A 15,534-nucleotide genomic window follows, 5' to 3' on the forward strand; every position below is an offset into this window, starting at 1 on the left:
GCTATGTGCGCGGCGAGGACGCCGAGAAGTGCAGCGGGATCCGCCCCTTGGCCAACAGTGATTCCATCGCCGCCGCGGCAATGGGTCGGGACAGCAGGAAGCCCTGCGCCCGGTGACAGCCGTGGCGGAGCAACGTCAGCGCGGCCGCTTCGGTTTCCACACCCTCGGCGACCAGTTCCAGACCGAATGCTTCGGCGAGCGCGATGATGGCCCGCACGATCGCGAGGTCACCCGGATCCGAGCCGAGGTCCTGCACGAATCCCTTGTCGATCTTGAGGGTGTCGACAGGCAGTGACTTCAGATGGGACAGCGCACTGTAGCCGGTCCCGAAGTCGTCGACGGCTACCAGAACGCCGGCATCCTTCAACCCCGCCAGGGTGATTCGGGTGGTCTCGATGTCCTGCACGACGACGCTCTCGGTGATCTCCAGGCAGACCGACCACCGGTCGAGTTCGAACTCGGTGAGGATGCCTGCGACCGATTCCACGAACCCGTCGGTGACCAACTGGACCGGGGAGACGTTGATCCGCAGCACGGTGTTCGTGCCGACTCCGCGTGCCCGCCAACCGGCGAATTCGGCGCACGCCGTCCGCATCACCCAGCGCCCCAATTCACCGGCGAGATTTATCGATTCGGCGACGCCGATGAACGCATCGGGGGAGAGCAGGCCCCGGGTCGGGTGTTGCCAGCGGACCAGGGCTTCGGCGGCCAGGATCTCGCCGGTCCGCATGTCGACTTCGGGGAGGTAGTGCAGGAGCAGTGCGCCGTTCTCGATGACACTCTGCAGGTGCAGTTCGATGTCGTTGCGGAACTCGCTCTCCATCGACATGTCGTCGGTGAACACCGCGACCTTGTTGCCGCCCGAACCTTTTGCGGTCAGCACCGCCTGGTCGGCTCGGCGGAGGAGATCGGAGGTGGTGTCCCTACCCGGAACTCCCAGTGCGACACCGATACTCACCGTCCGGGTGAGCATCTCACCGTCGATGGAGACGCGTTCGCGCAGCGACGACTGAAGTCGATACGCGAGTGCCTCGGCGGTGTCGGCATCCATCGGGTTCGAGGGCACCACGACAAATTCGTCGCCGCCGAGGCGGGCGATCAGGTTCGGGCCCTCGGCGCCTCTGCGAAGGCGTTCGGCGAGTACCCGGATGAACCAGTCGCCGGCGGTGTGGCCGAGGTAGTCGTTGATCGCCTTGAGTCGGTCGAGGTCGAAGAACAGCGCCGAGACCGGGCCGGGTTGGCCTTCGGTCAACCGGTCATCGAGGTGCGCCAACAAGGCCCGGCGGTTGTTCAGTCCGGTGAGGTCGTCATGGTCTGCCAGGAAACGCAGTTGCGCCTCGGCCTGGACCCGCGCCTGCACCTGGGCGAACAGCGACGCGATGGCCTCGAGAGCGTTGAGTTCTTCCGGACTCCACTCCCGGTCTCCGAACTTGACGAAACCGAGAACGCCGGTGGTGTCCTGGCCGGATACCAGCGGCGCGGCTGCCATCGACGTGGCGGGCACGGCGCGGCCTTCCTCGATGCGGCGCTGATAGTCGTCGGTGGCGGGTTCGGGACGGAACACCATCGGTTTCTTGCCGTACTCGGACTCGGCGAACACGGGGTCGGCATCGGCGAAATAGACCAGCCCGAGAGGATCGGGATCGGGAACGTCCGTCCGGACCGGCCATTCGGCGACCAGTCGGGACGCCCGAATCGAATGGTCGTTGTACCGCAGGAAGCTGACGTCGACGCCGAGGTAGGACGTGAGGTCGGCCATCACCTGCTGGCTGACCTCGACCGACGTGGCCGCATTCGCTGCCATCAAGCGGGTGGCCACCGAAGTGACCACCAGGTCGAGGCTGCGGCGCGGGGCGTTGTCAGGCATCGTGCAGTCAGAATACGGCGGGTGCGGCGTGGTTGAGGTCCCGCTGTGCAGTCTGGTCGGATACGGCGACCCTGAAGTCGCCGTGCGCGGTCACGGCATCGCGACGACGTCGGCCGTGCCGACCGAGATCTGGTCCATGCCGAGGATCTCGTTGAAGATCTTGGAGACCTGGGTAGGTTCGGCGTGCTGGATGAATGTTCTGCGGTCCCACCACATCATCTTGGTCCGGTACCGCGGGTCGGGGTACGGCGTCGCCGGGATCGACGCGACCACGCCACCCGAGGAACGCCACTTGTCGAGGACATGCGGTGCCGACGTGGCCATGCAGAATTGCAGATCCATCGCCGCCATCCCGTGGAATCCGCTACGCGCCAGCGCTCGCGTGACCCCCTTGTTACGGGCTGGATCATCGGTCACGAAGGCGGACTTCATCTCGAGAATGCCGAAAGGCGCACGATCGTCGATCATTTTGCGCACCGCCGACAGGCCCGGCTGGCCTTCCCATTCGACGACTGCATGTGAATCGTCGGCACCGGTCAGGGGTCCCTTGGCCCGGACCCCGCCGATCACCCGATCAGCCGAGTCGAGAGCCACCCAGAAAAGGGCGGTGTCGTGCCCATCACAGATCTCGGCGATGTCGAGCGCGCTCTCCACACCGTGTTTGCGGTAGCTGCGCTCCGCCCCGCCCAGGTACTCCCGCCACAGGTCGGGGTCGAGCCCCGGTTGCGACATGACCAAGGTGCATTCTGCGTCGTCATCCCACCAACTGTGGCGCCGGGCAAGCCGGAAATCGATCTCATGGATTGATTCGAGTGTGGAGATTGTCATTGTCATTCCCATCGTTGGGCAGCGTGCGAGACAACGTCGTACCGCTCGGCTGCCGACTATCCCTAACCGGCTTAGGTGTAAAAGCGACGAGATCAGTATGTCGCCGCAGGTGGTATGAATTCCAGCTAGCCACCCGACCTTTTCTGATTTTCGGATTCCTGGTCAGAATCATCGGACACATGGCAAACAAGGGCCCTACTTTTGGCGTCCGGAATTGCTCGGACCGATCGGCGTGGAGGCAGAAGAATTTGTTACTCGTGAAACCCGGCGGCATGGTGATTAGTTATTTGACGCCGTGCTCTGGATATTACGACCGGCATTGCCCCACTGCGCGCCGTTGTCGCCGGCATTCACGCCCCGGACGTTCGCTGCCCAGGTGTCTGCGCCGCCGCCCGGCCGCGAGCCGGAGATGGTTCGTTGAGCTGACGGGTTCGCTGACTCCGGCCGTCGCAACGTTCGAAACACGACGAATTCGGCAGCGCGTGCCACATTTCGGCCTCGGGACGAGGGACCGGCTGAGTTCGATTCATCACGATCCGAAGGGGCATGGTGCCGCGAATTCCGCCGTGGTGCTGTGGCACTGTGAGGAACGCGCATCATTCTCGGTGTATCGAGAGGCTGTTCTGCGGGCGGCCCGGGTCAAAGGAGACATCAATGAAGAAGTTCAATGGCTTGGCGGAATTCATTGCCGCAGAGGGTGCCGAACTCGGCCCTACCGAGTGGCTTCAGATCACTCAGGATCGGGTCGATTTGTTCGCTGAGGCCACCGATGACCATCAGTGGATCCACGTCGATCCGGAACGGGCCGCCGGCGGACCTTTCGGCGGGACGATCGCCCACGGACTGCTGACACTGTCGCTGCTGCCGCACTTCACGCATCAGCTCTACAGCGTCGACAACGTGGCCATGGCAATCAACTACGGCTACAACAAGGTCCGCTTCATCACGCCGGTCCGCGTGGGCGCGAAGCTGCGGGCACGCGCTCAGATCGCCTCGGTGACCCAACTCGACGGCGCGGTCCAGGCCACCCTGAGTACGACCGTGGAGATCGAGGGATCGGACAAGCCCGCCGCCGTGGCCGAGTCGATCGTGCGCTTCATCGGCTGAGCCGCGACTGCCCGGGACACGAATTCACGAGCGTCAGTGACTGTTGACGTACGTCAAAAACCCTCGTAAATTGCGTTTCGGCGTGAGGAGTGACGGTGAATCGTGGAGACCCGCATGTCGCGGTGATCGGGGCCGGCATCAGCGGTCTGACTGCAGGCAAGATGCTCAGGGATTACGGCGTCCGCTACACGACGTTCGAGACGTCCGACCGCATTGGCGGCAATTGGGCGTTCGGCAATCCGAACGGGCACAGCAGCGCCTATCGCTCGCTGCACATCGACACGTCCAAGCATCGGCTGTCCTTCAAGGACTTCCCGATGCCCCAGCACTATCCGTCGTTTCCGCACCACTCCGAGATCAAGGCGTACCTCGACGACTATGCCGAGACGTTCGGGCTGCTCGAGCACATCGAGTTCGGCAACGGCGTGGTGCACGCATCCCGGGAGGGGCTCGATGGCTGGCGGATCCGCGATCAGGCCGGCGCGGAGCGTCGATTCGATCTGCTGGTGGTCGCCAACGGGCACCATTGGGACCCCCGCCTGCCCGAGTTCCCGGGATCGTTCGCGGGCGAATCGATCCATTCCCATCACTACGTCGATCCGGCGACGCCCCTGGAACTGAGCGGAAAGCGCATCCTCGTGGTCGGCATCGGCAACAGCGCCGCCGACATCACCGTGGAGTTGTCTTCGCGGGCACTGGGTAACCGCGTCACCCTGTCGACGCGATCCAGCGCGTGGATCGTGCCCAAGTACATCGCCGGCCGTCCCGGGGACATGTTCTGGCGGACCTCGCCCCACCTTCCGCTGTCGTGGCAGCGCAAGGCGGTCCAGATGATTGCACCGATGCTGGGAACCGACCCGACGATGTACGGTCTGCCGCCGGCGAATCACAAACTTTTCGAGGCCCATCCGACCCAGTCCGTCGAACTGCCACTGCGGCTGGGGTCCGGAGACGTGGTGCCCAAGCCGAACGTGGCACGTCTGGACGGGGACACCGTCCACTTCGACGACGGCACCAGTGACGACTTCGACGTCATCATCTACGCCACCGGATACAACATCACGTTCCCCTTCTTCGACCCCGAGTTCATGAGCGCCCCGGACAACCAGATCCGGCTCTACAAGCGGATGTTCAAGCCCGGTATCGACGACCTGGCCTTCATCGGCTTCGCCCAGTCGGTGCCCACGCTGTTCCCGTTCGTGGAGTGTCAGTCGCGGCTTCTGGCGGCCTATGCCGTCGGTCGCTACGCACTGCCGCCGGTCGCCGAGATGGAGCGGGTGATCGACGCCGATCAGCAGCTGCACGCCGGGCACTGCACCGACCGTCCCCGCCACACCCAGCAGGTGGACTTTTTTGTGTACGAACACGACCTGCGCACCCGCGAGATGCCCGCAGGGATCACACGTGCCCGGCGCGCCCCTCAGGCGGTGCGATGACGCCGCACGACGTCTCCTTCGTCAGCGGTGGTTTCACCTGCAGCGGATGGCATTTCGCCGCCGCGTCCGGATCCTCGAGCAGGCCACTGGTCGTGATGGCACACGGCTTCGGCGGCACCAAGGACTCCGGGCTGGAACCGTTCGCACAACGGTTCGGGGCGGCCGGAATCGACGTGCTGGCCTTCGACTATCGGGGCTTCGGTGCATCAGAAGGCCAACCGCGGCAATCGCTTTCGGTACGTCGTCAGATCCACGACTACCACGCCGCTGTCGAGGCGGCCAAGCGCCTGGAGGGGGTGGATGCCTCCCGGATCGCGCTGTGGGGGGCGTCGTTCTCGGGCGGCCACGTGCTCAGGGTGGCCGCCGAGCGCAGTGACATCGGAGCAGTGATCGCGCTGACCCCGCTGACGAGCGGGGCCGCCGTGAGCCGCGCGGCGATGAGATCGCGCAACATCGTCTCGTCACTGCGCTGGACGCTCTCCGGTGTCAGGAGCCGGGTCGCCGTGGGCAGGGGAGGCGCCCCCACGCTGATGCCACTGGTGTCTCCGGTCGGCCAAGCGGGTGCACTGGCGCTCGACGGCGCCTACGAAAGCTATCTGTCGCTGGCGGGGCCGACGTGGCGCAACGAGATCGACTGTTCGATCGGCCTGGAAGTGGTCGGGGTGCGCACCACCGCGGCGGCCAAGAGGTTGCGCTGCCCACTGTTGGTGCAGATCGCCGACTTCGACCAGTACGTGCCCGCAGGAGCAGTGGCCGCCACCGCGGCGCACGGCAGGGCGCAGGTGCATCACTACCCGTGCGACCACTTCGATGTCTGGCCCGGGCACGACTGGTTCGACAAGGCGGCCGAGGACCAGACTGCGTTCCTGGGTCGGACCTTCGCACTCAGTAGTGCGTAGACCCCTGATCGATCGAGATCGCGCTGGCCGTGATGTATTTCGAGTCGTCACACGCCAACCAACTCACGGTGTCGGCGACATCCTCGGGTTCGACCGCCCAGGTCGGCAGGAACGGCGTCATCATGTGGGACAGCTGCGGGTTGGTCTCCATCGCCTTCGACAGCGCCGTGCCCATCTCGCCGGTGCCCATGTCCGTCATGACGGGCCCCGGGTGGACGCTGTTCACCCGGATGGAGTGTCTGCCGAGTTCGGCGGCGAAGGCACGGGCCATTCCGGTCACCGCGTGCTTGCTTGCCGTGTAGTGGATCATGAAGGGCTGCAACTTGATTCCAGCCGCCGAGCTGATCAGGATGATGGAGCCACCCCGGCCGCCCTCGATGATCTTGTGCGCACCCGCCATGACGGTGTTCCAGGTGCCGGTCACGTTGATGTCCATGACGTCGCGGAAGTCCTCGGGACGGATGTCGTCCCATGCCTGCGGTGCGGACACCCCGGCGTTGGCGACGATGACGTCCAGCCGGCCGAGTTCGGCGACACCCTGCTCGACCGCGGCGTTGAGCGCCTCGCTGTCGCGGGTATCGACCACCGAAGCAACGATGCGCCGTCCGGTCTTCTCGACGAGTTCGACCGTCTCGGTGAGGTTCTCCGGAGTCGCCGGATCGTAGGGCACGCACTGCGGAAGTGGGCCCGCGATGTCGACGGCGATGATGTCCGCGCCTTCGCCGGCCATCCGTACGGCGTGGGCGCGGCCCTGACCGCGGGCCGCCCCGGTGATGAAGGCGACTCGGCCTTCGAGCCGACCGGTCATCGGGACGCGCCTTTGACCAGTCCGCCGCCGATGATCAACCGCTGGATCTCACTGGTGCCCTCGTAGAGTCGGAGCAATCGCACATCGCGGTAGATCCGCTCCACCGGCACGTCGCGCATGTAGCCGCTGCCGCCGTGGATCTGCACCGCGAGATCGGCGACCTTGCCGGCCATTTCGGTACAGAACAGTTTGGCCGCTGACGGCGCGATCCGCCTGTCCTCCTCGGTGAGCCACTTCTGCGCGGTGTCGCGGACCAGTGCGCGGCCGGCGAGCACCCCGGTCTGCTGATCGGCGAGCATCGCCTGCACCAACTGGAACTCGCCGATCGGGGTGCCGCCCTGTGTCGCCGAGGCGGCGTAGCGCACCGACTCGTCGAGTGCTCGCTGAGCCGTGCCCACCGCCAGCGCGGCGATGTGCACCCGGCCACGGGCCAGCGATGTCAGCGCCGCGCGGTAGCCGATGTCCTCGCTGCCCCCGACCAGTGCGCTGGCGGGAACGCGGACATCGGTGAACGTGACATCCGCCGTCCACGCACCTTCCTGGCCCATCTTGCTGTCCTTGGGGCCCACCGTCACACCAGGAGCATCGGCGGGCACGAGGAACACGGCGATGCCGGCGCCCTTGTCATCGGCCGGCCTGCTCCTGGCGAACGTCACGAACAGGTCGGCGGTGGGTGCGTTAGTGATGTATTGCTTCTGACCGTTGATGATCCAGGTGTCGCCATCGGCGACCGCCTTGGTGCGCAAACCCGAGGGGTTCGAGCCGGCGCCGGGTTCGGTCAGTGCGAACGATGCGACCACGTCGCCGGAGGCGATGCCCTCCAGCCATCTCGACTTCTGCTCGTCGGTGCCGTATCCGACCAGCACCTGACCGGCGATCCCGTTGTTGGTGCCGAACATCGACCGCAGCGCCAACGACGTGTAGCCCAGTTCCAGCGCGAGTTCGACGTCCTGCGCGAGGTTCAGGCCGAGACCACCCCACTGCTGCGGGATCGCGTAGCCGAACAGCCCCATCTTCTTGGCCTGCTCGCGCAGATCGTCGGGAACCTGGTCGTCGGCGAGGATCTCCTGCTCGCGGGGGACGACGGCGGTGCGGACGAAGTGGCGGGTCTGAGCCAGAATCTCCCGGAAATCGTCGTCGCTGACTTCGGATGTGGTCATCGGCTGAGCTCCTCGGGGCGCTATGCTTTTCGAATATCGTATATCAGATATGAGTGCTGTCGGCCTTCCGGGCCGACGTGAGGATTGGTGGACAGGTGTTGTTGCTGACGGGTCGAACGGCTGTGGTCACCGGAGGAGCGCAAGGTCTGGGCTATGCGATCGCGCAGCGGTTCATCGCCGAGGGCGCGCGTGTGGTCCTGGGTGATGTGAACCTGGACGCGACCCGGGCCGCCGCCGAGAAGCTCGGAGGTGACGACGTCGCCCGTGCCGTCCGCTGTGACGTGACCCGCTCGGACGAGGTCGACGCCCTGGTGGCCACTGCGGTCGACGGTTTCGGCGCCCTGGACGTCATGGTCAACAACGCGGGCATCACCCGCGACGCGACGATGCGCAAGATGACCGAGGAGCAGTTCGATCAGGTGATCGCCGTGCACCTGAAGGGCACCTGGAACGGCCTGCGGGCCGCCGCCGCGGTGATGCGGGAGGCGAAGAGCGGCGCGATCATCAACATGTCGTCGATCTCCGGCAAGGTCGGCATGCTCGGACAGACCAACTACTCGGCCGCCAAGGCCGGCATCGTCGGGATGACCAAAGCGGCCTCCAAGGAGCTGGCCTACCTCGGTGTGAGGGTCAACGCGATCCAGCCTGGTCTCATCCGTTCGGCCATGACAGAGGCCATGCCACAACACATCTGGGATTCCAAGGTGGCGGAGGTCCCCATGGGTCGCGCCGGTGAGCCCGACGAGGTTGCCAACGTAGCGCTGTTCCTGGGCTCAGACCTGTCGTCGTACATGACCGGCACGGTCCTCGAAGTCACCGGTGGGCGGCACCTCTGATGGGCGAAGCCGTCATCTGTGAACCCGTCCGCACGCCGATCGGCCGCTACAACGGAATGTTCAAGGCGTTGACGGCCGTCGATCTCGGAGTTGCCGCGCTGCGGGGACTCCTCGAGCGGACCGGCATCGCAGGTGATTCGGTCGAGGATGTGATCGTCGGACACTGCTATCCGAGCATGGAGGCGCCGGCGATCGGGCGGGTGATCGCACTGGACGCCGGACTGCCGGTGACCGTGCCCGGGATGCAGATCGACCGTCGCTGCGGATCGGGTCTGCAGGCGGTGCTCCAGGCCTGCATGCAAGTGGCAAGTGGCAACAACGATGTCGTCGTCGCCGGTGGTGCCGAATCGATGAGCAACGTGGTGTTCCATTCGACCGACATGCGCTGGGGAGGTGCCCGCGGCGGGGTGAAGGTGCACGATGCTCTGGCGCGCGGCAGGACCACCGCGGGTGGCCGCAACCATCCGGTCCCCGGCGGCATGCTCGAGACCGCCGAGAATCTGCGCAGGCAGTACTCGATAACCCGGGAAGAGCAGGACGAGTTGGCGGTGCTGTCACACCGCCGGGCAGTCGGCGCGCAGACCGACGGGCTGTTGGCCGAAGTGATCATCCCGGTGACGGTGTCCGCCCGCGGAGGCGACACGGTGATCGACACCGACGAACACCCCCGGGCCGGCACCTCGCTGGATTCCCTGGCCAAACTCAAACCGGTTCTGGGCAAGGATGATCCAGGCGCGACAGTGACGGCCGGCAACTCCAGCGGACAGAACGATGCCGCATCGATGTGTGTGGTGACCACACCGCAGAAGGCGGCTGCGCTCGGTCTCACCCCACTGGTCCGGCTGGTGTCGTGGGGCGTGGCAGGCGTGGCACCGGAGGTGATGGGCATCGGCCCGGTGCCGGCGACCGAAGTCGCACTGGCCAAGTCGGGCCTCACCCTCGCGGATATGGACTTGATCGAGCTCAACGAGGCATTCGCTGCCCAGGCGCTGGCCTGCATGCGGGAGTGGAACTTCGGCCCAACCGATTTGGAGCGCACCAATGTCCACGGATCGGGCATCTCACTCGGTCACCCGGTCGGCGCGACCGGCGGACGGATGCTGGCGACGCTGGCTCGCGAACTGCATCGTCGCGGCGGGCGCTACGGCTTGGAGACGATGTGCATCGGCGGCGGGCAAGGCCTGGCCGCAGTTTTCGAAAGGGTAGCCGTATGACGACCAGCGAGAAGCGAAGCGGGATCGCGCATGACTAAACTCGCGCAGACGCTGGGGCTCAGCGAGTTCCAGACCGAGATCGTCTCGACGGTGAGGCGGTTCGTCGACAAGGAAGTGATCCCCAACGCCCAGGAGCTCGAACACGCCGACACCTATCCACAGGCGATCGTCGACGCGATGCGGGAGATGGGCCTGTTCGGGTTGATGATCCCCGAGGAATACGGCGGGCTGGGGGAGTCGCTGCTCACCTACGCGCTGTGCGTCGAGGAACTCGCGCGCGGCTGGATGAGCGTGTCGGGGGTGATCAACACCCACTTCATCGTGGCCTACATGATCCGCCAGCACGGCACGGATGCGCAGAAGAGCTACTACCTGCCGAAGATGGCGACCGGCGAGACCCGCGGCGCCTTCTCGATGTCCGAACCCGAGCTCGGCTCCGACGTCGCGGCGATCCGCACCAGGGCCAGGAACAACGGTGACGGCACCTACACCATCGACGGTCAGAAGATGTGGTTGACCAACGGCGGCAGCTCGACCCTGGTGGCAGCACTCGTCCGCACCGACGAGGGTGCCGACAAGCCGCATCGCAACCTGACCGCGTTCCTGATCGAAAAGCCCTCCGGTTTCGGTGAAGTGACGCCGGGGCTGACCATTCCCGGCAAGCTGGACAAACTGGGCTACAAGGGCATCGACACCACCGAGCTGATCTTCGACGGCTACCCGGCCAAAGCCACCGACATCCTCGGGGAGGCGCCCGGGCAGGGCTTCTTCCAGATGATGGACGGCGTGGAGGTCGGGCGGGTCAACGTCTCGGCCCGGGCGTGTGGTGTCGGCGTGCGGGCGTTCGAGCTGGCGGTCCGTTACGCCCAGCAGCGCATCACCTTCGGAAAGCCGATCGCCGAGCACCAGGCCATCGCATTCCAATTGGCCGAGATGGCGACCAAAGTCGAAGCCGCACACCTGATGATGGTCAACGCCGCCCGGCTCAAGGACTCCGGAGAACGCAACGATGTGTCCGCCGGTATGGCGAAGTACTTCGCCAGCGAAGTGTGCGCCGAGGTGACCCAGCAGAGCTTCCGCATCCACGGCGGATACGGGTACTCCAAGGAATACGAGATCGAGCGGCTGATGCGCGATGCCCCGTTCCTGCTGATCGGCGAGGGCACCAGCGAGATCCAGAAGAACATCATCAGCAAGCGCCTGTTGGCCGACTACCGGGTCTGATCCGGTGACCACCCCCGACTTCGCCGCAAGGCCCCAGCTCGCCGAGGACGTGGCGCGCATCGTCCGCGGTCGGATATTCGACGGAACCTACGCTGCCGGAACGTATGTGCGTCTCGACCAGCTGGCCGCCGGATTGGGGATCAGCGTGACCCCGGTCCGTGAAGCGCTGTTCGAGCTCAAGGCCGAGGGGCTGCTCGAGCAGCAGCCTCGTCGGGGTTTTGTGGTGCGGCCGGTCACCGTGCGCGACATCACCGACGTGTCGGATGTTCAGGCGCACATCGGGGGCGAACTCGCCGCCCGAGCGGCCGCCGGGATCAGTGATTCTCAACTGCAGGAGCTGACGAGGATCCAGGACGACCTCGAGGTCGCGTACGCCACCGACGACGGCGAGCGGGCCAGTCGCCTCAACCACGATTTCCACCGTGCCATCAACGTCGCCGCGGACTCGCCGAAACTCGCGCAGCTGATGTCGCAGATCACCCGTTATGCCCCCGAGTCGGTGTTTCCCACCATCGATGGCTGGCCGGACCAGTCCAACGCACATCATCGGCGCCTGCTGGACGCGTTGGCGAGCCGGGACGAGTCCCTTGCGCGCTCGGCGATGTCGGAGCACCTTGCCGCCGGGGCGGCCCCGTTGATCGAGCATCTGACCCGCCGGGGTGTGATCGGCTAACGTACCGTAAGACTTACAGTCACCTCTTCTGCAAAGGTGGGCCATGGGCGTCCTCGACGGTGTGCGGGTGCTCGACTTCGGTCGCTTCATCGCCGCACCATGGTGTTCGGCGCTGCTGGCCGACATGGGTGCCGACGTCGTGCGGATCGAGAAGCGCGAGGGCGGTGAGGATCGCTGGGTGCAATCGGTCACCGAGGGTGGCGAAGGCGGGACCTATCTGCAGTGCAACCGCAACAAGCGCTCGCTGACCCTGGACACGACCACCGACGACGGCAAGGCGATCACCCGGAAGTTGGTGGCACGGTCGGACATCGTCGTCGCCAACATGCCGGCGGCGGGGATGCGTGCCAACGGACTGGACTACGAGACACTGCGTGCAGTCAGGCAGGACATCATCCTCGCCAGCGCGACCGCGTACGGCGAAGGTGGTCCCTACAGCGACCGGATAGGTTTCGACGGCGCCGGGCAGGTGATGTCGGGAGCGGTGTACCGGCAGGGACTGCCTGAGCAGCCGATCCGAACGGTGGTGCCCTACGCGGACTTCGGTACCGCGCTGACATTGACCATCGGGGTGATGATGGCCCTCTACCACCGTGACCGCACGGGGGAGGGCCAGCATGTCGAGGGGGCGCTGCTTCCCACCGCGATGATGCTGTCGAACGCGTTCCTGATCGAACGTGACCTGCTCGGCACGGACAAGCCGCGGATGGGCAACCAGGGAACGTCGGTGGCGCCATGTGACCTGTACAAGACCGCCGACGGTGGGTGGGTGCTGCTGCAGATCGCCGGCCGGCCGATGTTCATGCGCTGGTGCCGCCTCGTGGGGCGGGCCGAGTGGGTCGACGATCCGCGGTTCGCGGACGACGATCTGCGTTGGGAGAACGGGGACGTCCTCAACGACGCCATGGCGCAGTGGTGTGCCGACAAGACCAAAGCCGAAGTGCTCGAGATGCTCGAGGCGGCGAAGCTGCCTGCGGCACCGATGAACTCGACACAAGATGTGCTCGACGACCCGCACGTCGCGGCGATGGGTTATCTGCAGCGTGTCCCGTTTCCCGGCGCGCCGCATGACGTGCCGATCATCGAGACCCCGTTCCGGCTGTCGGCCACCCCCGGCGTGATCCGTCGGCGGGCACCGCTGCTCGGCGAGCACACCGATGAGATCCTCGGTGAGATCGGTTACACGACAGCGGACATCACAGGGTTGAGGGATCGCCAGGTGGTGTGAGCCGGACGTCGGCTGCAGCGACGGTCATGTCCGTGTGAAGTACGACCGGACCGCCGCCAGATCGGGTTTGCCCGACGGGGTCCGTGGGATCGCGTCGACGACGATGATGGTGCTGGGGATCTCGTAGCGTGCCAATCGAGTTCGCAGATATTCGGCAATGTCCTCGTCGCCGACGGAGGTATCGGCGCGCAGTTCGACCAGAGCGACGGGTGTTTCTCCGAGACGCGGATCGGGTTGACCGATCACCGCTGCACCCTGCACCGCGGGATGGCTCTCCAGTGCGCTGCGGACGTCATCGGGCAGCACCTTGAAGCCACCGCGGATGATCGCCTGGTCGGCCCGTCCGAGGATCCACAGGAACCCGTCGGCGTCGAGGCGCGCGATATCGGTGGTGCGTACCCAGTCCTGGGCCGAATCGAATTGTGCGGGTTTCACTTCCAGCAGGCCGACGGTGTCCGGTCCCAGCGGGATGCCGTCGTCGTCGACGACCCGCAGCTTCGCGCCCGGGTTCGCCCGGCCGACACTGCCGCGCTTGTCCCGCCAGTACTTCTGATGGTCGGGAAGTGTCCACCCGGCCACCCCGCCACCGAATTCGGTTGCTGCATAGGAGGTCAGCACCGGAACGCCGAACTTCTCGGTGAACGCGTCCGCATCGTCGGCCGACAACGGCGCGGTGCCCGAGGTGACAACACGGACACCGGCCAGGTCGTCGCGGGTGAGGTCGGAATGCAGCACCATCCGCAACGCCGCGGGCACCAGTGACACCGCGCGCGGGCGGTGTTCGCGCACGGCATCGGCCCAGCGCTGCAGGTCGAACTTCGGCAGCAGGACAAACGGGCGGGCTTCGGCGATACAGAGCAGTATGCGGAACACGCCGCCCACATGCACCAGAGGCGAGTTGACGATCGCGACGCCTCGGCGCAGCGCGGTCGGGGCCGGGGAGTCGGCCGGTTCGCGCCCGATGACGCTGCGGGCCAGCATGTCGTAGGTGAGATCGACCCGTTTGGGCGGGCCGGTGGTGCCGCTGGTCAGCATCCACACCGCCACACCGGGACGGTGCGATTCTCCGATTTCGGCGCCCTGGGTGACCACCGGTGCGGTCGCCAGATCGCTGATGGCCACGGTGGTCGCCGAGGTGGACGGGGCGAGCGCGGCGAGGTCCGCGGCCAGGCCGATGATCATCGGTAACTGCAGCGCGTCCAGATCGGCTCTGGTGCGCGCGTCGCCGCGAGCGGGGTTGATGACCACGACGGTGCCGCCGCCGGCCAGCACGCCGAGCAGTGCCGCGACGTGGGCGGGTTGATTGCGGAGCATGATCCCGACCTTGGCGGTCCCGACCAGCGCAGTGATGCAATGCGCCAGCCTGCCGACCTGCGCCCAGGTGACCCAGGACCCCTCGAACTCGATGGCCGCGGCGGCTGGGTTCAGGTTCAGGACGTCGGTGATGCGTTGGGAGAGCGGATGGGGCATCAGCGAATCCGCGGTGGTGTCTTCTGGATGTCGAGTGCCGCCAACTCCGCCGTGGCGATCGGGTTGCCCAACCGGGTGTAGATGAGGCCCTGGTCCATCGCCGCCCGGTACGGTTTGTCCAGCGATTCCCAGATCGCCTTGACGGTGCCCTGCGTGGCGGTGGGCGGTTTGGCGGCGATGGTGGCGGCGATCTCGTGTGCGCGGGCCCAAAGGGTTTCTTCGGCAACGACTTCGGTGACCAGCCCGATTCGCAGCGCGGTCTCGGCGCACACTCGCTCGTCGTTTCCCATCAGCGCCATCCGCAGCGTGTCACCGAGTCCGACACGGCGCATCAGTCCGATCGGCTCCAGCGCTGACACCAGCCCTGCACTGACATGAGAGTCGAAGAACGTGGCGTTCTGGGAGCAGATCACCACGTCGGACTCGTTGACAAAATACAGGGCACCCGCGGTGCACATGCCCTGCACGGCGCAGACCACCGGTTTCCACATCTTCTGCCACTTGGGGCTGAGCAGCTCGCCCGGATCTTCGTGGTTCCAGACGATGCCGGGTTGCCCATAGGGCGATTTGACGTCCAGACCGGCGCTGAACGCCCGGTCGCCGGCCGCGCGGAGCACCACCGCGTTGATGGCCTCGTCGCCTTTGACGATGTGCCAGATGTGCTTCATCTCGTGACACATCGTGCGGTTGAAGGAGTTCAGGGACTCCGGCCGGTTCAGCGTGATCGTCGCGACACGGGTGTGGTGGTCGAGATCGAGAAGGATGGTGTCGAAGTCGTCCATCG

14 protein-coding genes are annotated in these 15,534 nt (G+C 65.9%); 8 read left to right on the plus strand and 6 right to left on the minus strand.

The window, feature by feature from the left end; genetic code table 11:
• Position 1: 1 nt before the first annotated feature.
• Together ABDC78_RS09695 and ABDC78_RS09700 are read right to left on the minus strand one after the other, a co-directional pair.
• Positions 2 to 1,867 (minus strand): EAL domain-containing protein, encoded by a 1,866-nt coding sequence (locus ABDC78_RS09695; protein WP_178362020.1) that lies wholly within the window; start codon positions 1,865 to 1,867, stop codon positions 2 to 4.
• A 90-nt stretch (positions 1,868 to 1,957) separates the two neighbouring features.
• Positions 1,958 to 2,599 carry a hypothetical protein gene (locus tag ABDC78_RS09700; RefSeq protein ID WP_256736484.1) on the minus strand — a complete coding sequence of 214 codons (642 nt, stop codon included), beginning with the start codon at positions 2,597 to 2,599 and terminating at the stop codon, positions 1,958 to 1,960.
• A gap of 750 nt (positions 2,600 to 3,349) precedes the next feature.
• Here ABDC78_RS09700 and ABDC78_RS09705 point away from each other — a divergent pair.
• From ABDC78_RS09705 to ABDC78_RS09715, 3 genes are all read left to right on the plus strand, one after another.
• Positions 3,350 to 3,802, plus strand: coding sequence for a MaoC family dehydratase (locus ABDC78_RS09705; protein ID WP_178362022.1), 453 nt, complete (start codon positions 3,350 to 3,352; stop codon positions 3,800 to 3,802).
• A gap of 95 nt (positions 3,803 to 3,897) precedes the next feature.
• Complete coding sequence (locus ABDC78_RS09710) at positions 3,898 to 5,238, plus strand: NAD(P)-binding domain-containing protein (protein ID WP_178362023.1); 1,341 nt, start codon at positions 3,898 to 3,900, stop codon at positions 5,236 to 5,238.
• Positions 5,235 to 6,137 carry an alpha/beta hydrolase gene (locus ABDC78_RS09715; RefSeq protein ID WP_178362024.1) on the plus strand — a complete coding sequence of 301 codons (903 nt, stop codon included), beginning with the start codon at positions 5,235 to 5,237 and terminating at the stop codon, positions 6,135 to 6,137. Before ABDC78_RS09710 ends, ABDC78_RS09715 begins: the two co-directional genes overlap by 4 nt.
• Here the strand turns inward: ABDC78_RS09715 and ABDC78_RS09720 are convergent.
• Positions 6,124 to 6,945: a mycofactocin-coupled SDR family oxidoreductase gene (locus tag ABDC78_RS09720; RefSeq protein WP_178362025.1), complete on the minus strand. Its 822-nt coding sequence runs from the start codon at positions 6,943 to 6,945 to the stop codon at positions 6,124 to 6,126. The genes ABDC78_RS09715 and ABDC78_RS09720 overlap by 14 nt on opposite strands.
• On the minus strand, positions 6,942 to 8,105 hold the full coding sequence (locus ABDC78_RS09725; protein ID WP_178362026.1) for an acyl-CoA dehydrogenase family protein: 1,164 nt from the start codon (positions 8,103 to 8,105) through the stop codon (positions 6,942 to 6,944). Before ABDC78_RS09725 ends, ABDC78_RS09720 begins: the two co-directional genes overlap by 4 nt.
• A gap of 95 nt (positions 8,106 to 8,200) precedes the next feature.
• Between ABDC78_RS09725 and fabG the strand changes: the two genes are divergently transcribed.
• The 5 genes from fabG to ABDC78_RS09750 are packed head-to-tail and all read left to right on the plus strand — an operon-like array spanning position 8,201 to position 13,280.
• Positions 8,201 to 8,941: a 3-oxoacyl-ACP reductase FabG gene (gene fabG, locus ABDC78_RS09730; RefSeq protein ID WP_178362027.1), complete on the plus strand. Its 741-nt coding sequence runs from the start codon at positions 8,201 to 8,203 to the stop codon at positions 8,939 to 8,941.
• Positions 8,941 to 10,155 (plus strand): acetyl-CoA C-acetyltransferase, encoded by a 1,215-nt coding sequence (locus ABDC78_RS09735; RefSeq protein WP_178362028.1) that lies wholly within the window; start codon positions 8,941 to 8,943, stop codon positions 10,153 to 10,155. Before fabG ends, ABDC78_RS09735 begins: the two co-directional genes overlap by 1 nt.
• Before the next feature lie 30 nt (positions 10,156 to 10,185).
• Complete coding sequence (locus ABDC78_RS09740; protein WP_178362029.1) at positions 10,186 to 11,379, plus strand: acyl-CoA dehydrogenase family protein; 1,194 nt, start codon at positions 10,186 to 10,188, stop codon at positions 11,377 to 11,379.
• A gap of 4 nt (positions 11,380 to 11,383) precedes the next feature.
• Positions 11,384 to 12,052, plus strand: coding sequence for a GntR family transcriptional regulator (locus ABDC78_RS09745; RefSeq protein WP_178362030.1), 669 nt, complete (start codon positions 11,384 to 11,386; stop codon positions 12,050 to 12,052).
• Positions 12,053 to 12,095: 43 nt separating this feature from the next.
• The gene (locus tag ABDC78_RS09750; RefSeq protein WP_178362031.1) at positions 12,096 to 13,280 is read left to right on the plus strand and encodes a CoA transferase; all 1,185 of its coding nucleotides are present in this window, start codon (positions 12,096 to 12,098) and stop codon (positions 13,278 to 13,280) included.
• 24 nt (positions 13,281 to 13,304) lie between these two features.
• Here the strand turns inward: ABDC78_RS09750 and ABDC78_RS09755 are convergent, their stop codons facing one another.
• Both ABDC78_RS09755 and ABDC78_RS09760 read right to left on the minus strand, forming a co-directional pair.
• Positions 13,305 to 14,750 (minus strand): AMP-binding protein, encoded by a 1,446-nt coding sequence (locus tag ABDC78_RS09755; RefSeq protein ID WP_178362032.1) that lies wholly within the window; start codon positions 14,748 to 14,750, stop codon positions 13,305 to 13,307.
• A complete protein-coding gene (locus ABDC78_RS09760) occupies positions 14,750 to 15,532 on the minus strand; it encodes an enoyl-CoA hydratase/isomerase family protein (protein ID WP_178362033.1) in 783 nt (260 codons plus the stop codon). Before ABDC78_RS09760 ends, ABDC78_RS09755 begins: the two co-directional genes overlap by 1 nt.
• Positions 15,533 to 15,534: the final 2 nt, after the last annotated feature.

This window comes from Mycobacterium sp. DL (assembly GCF_039729195.1).
GTDB lineage: Bacteria > Actinomycetota > Actinomycetes > Mycobacteriales > Mycobacteriaceae > Mycobacterium > Mycobacterium hippocampi_A.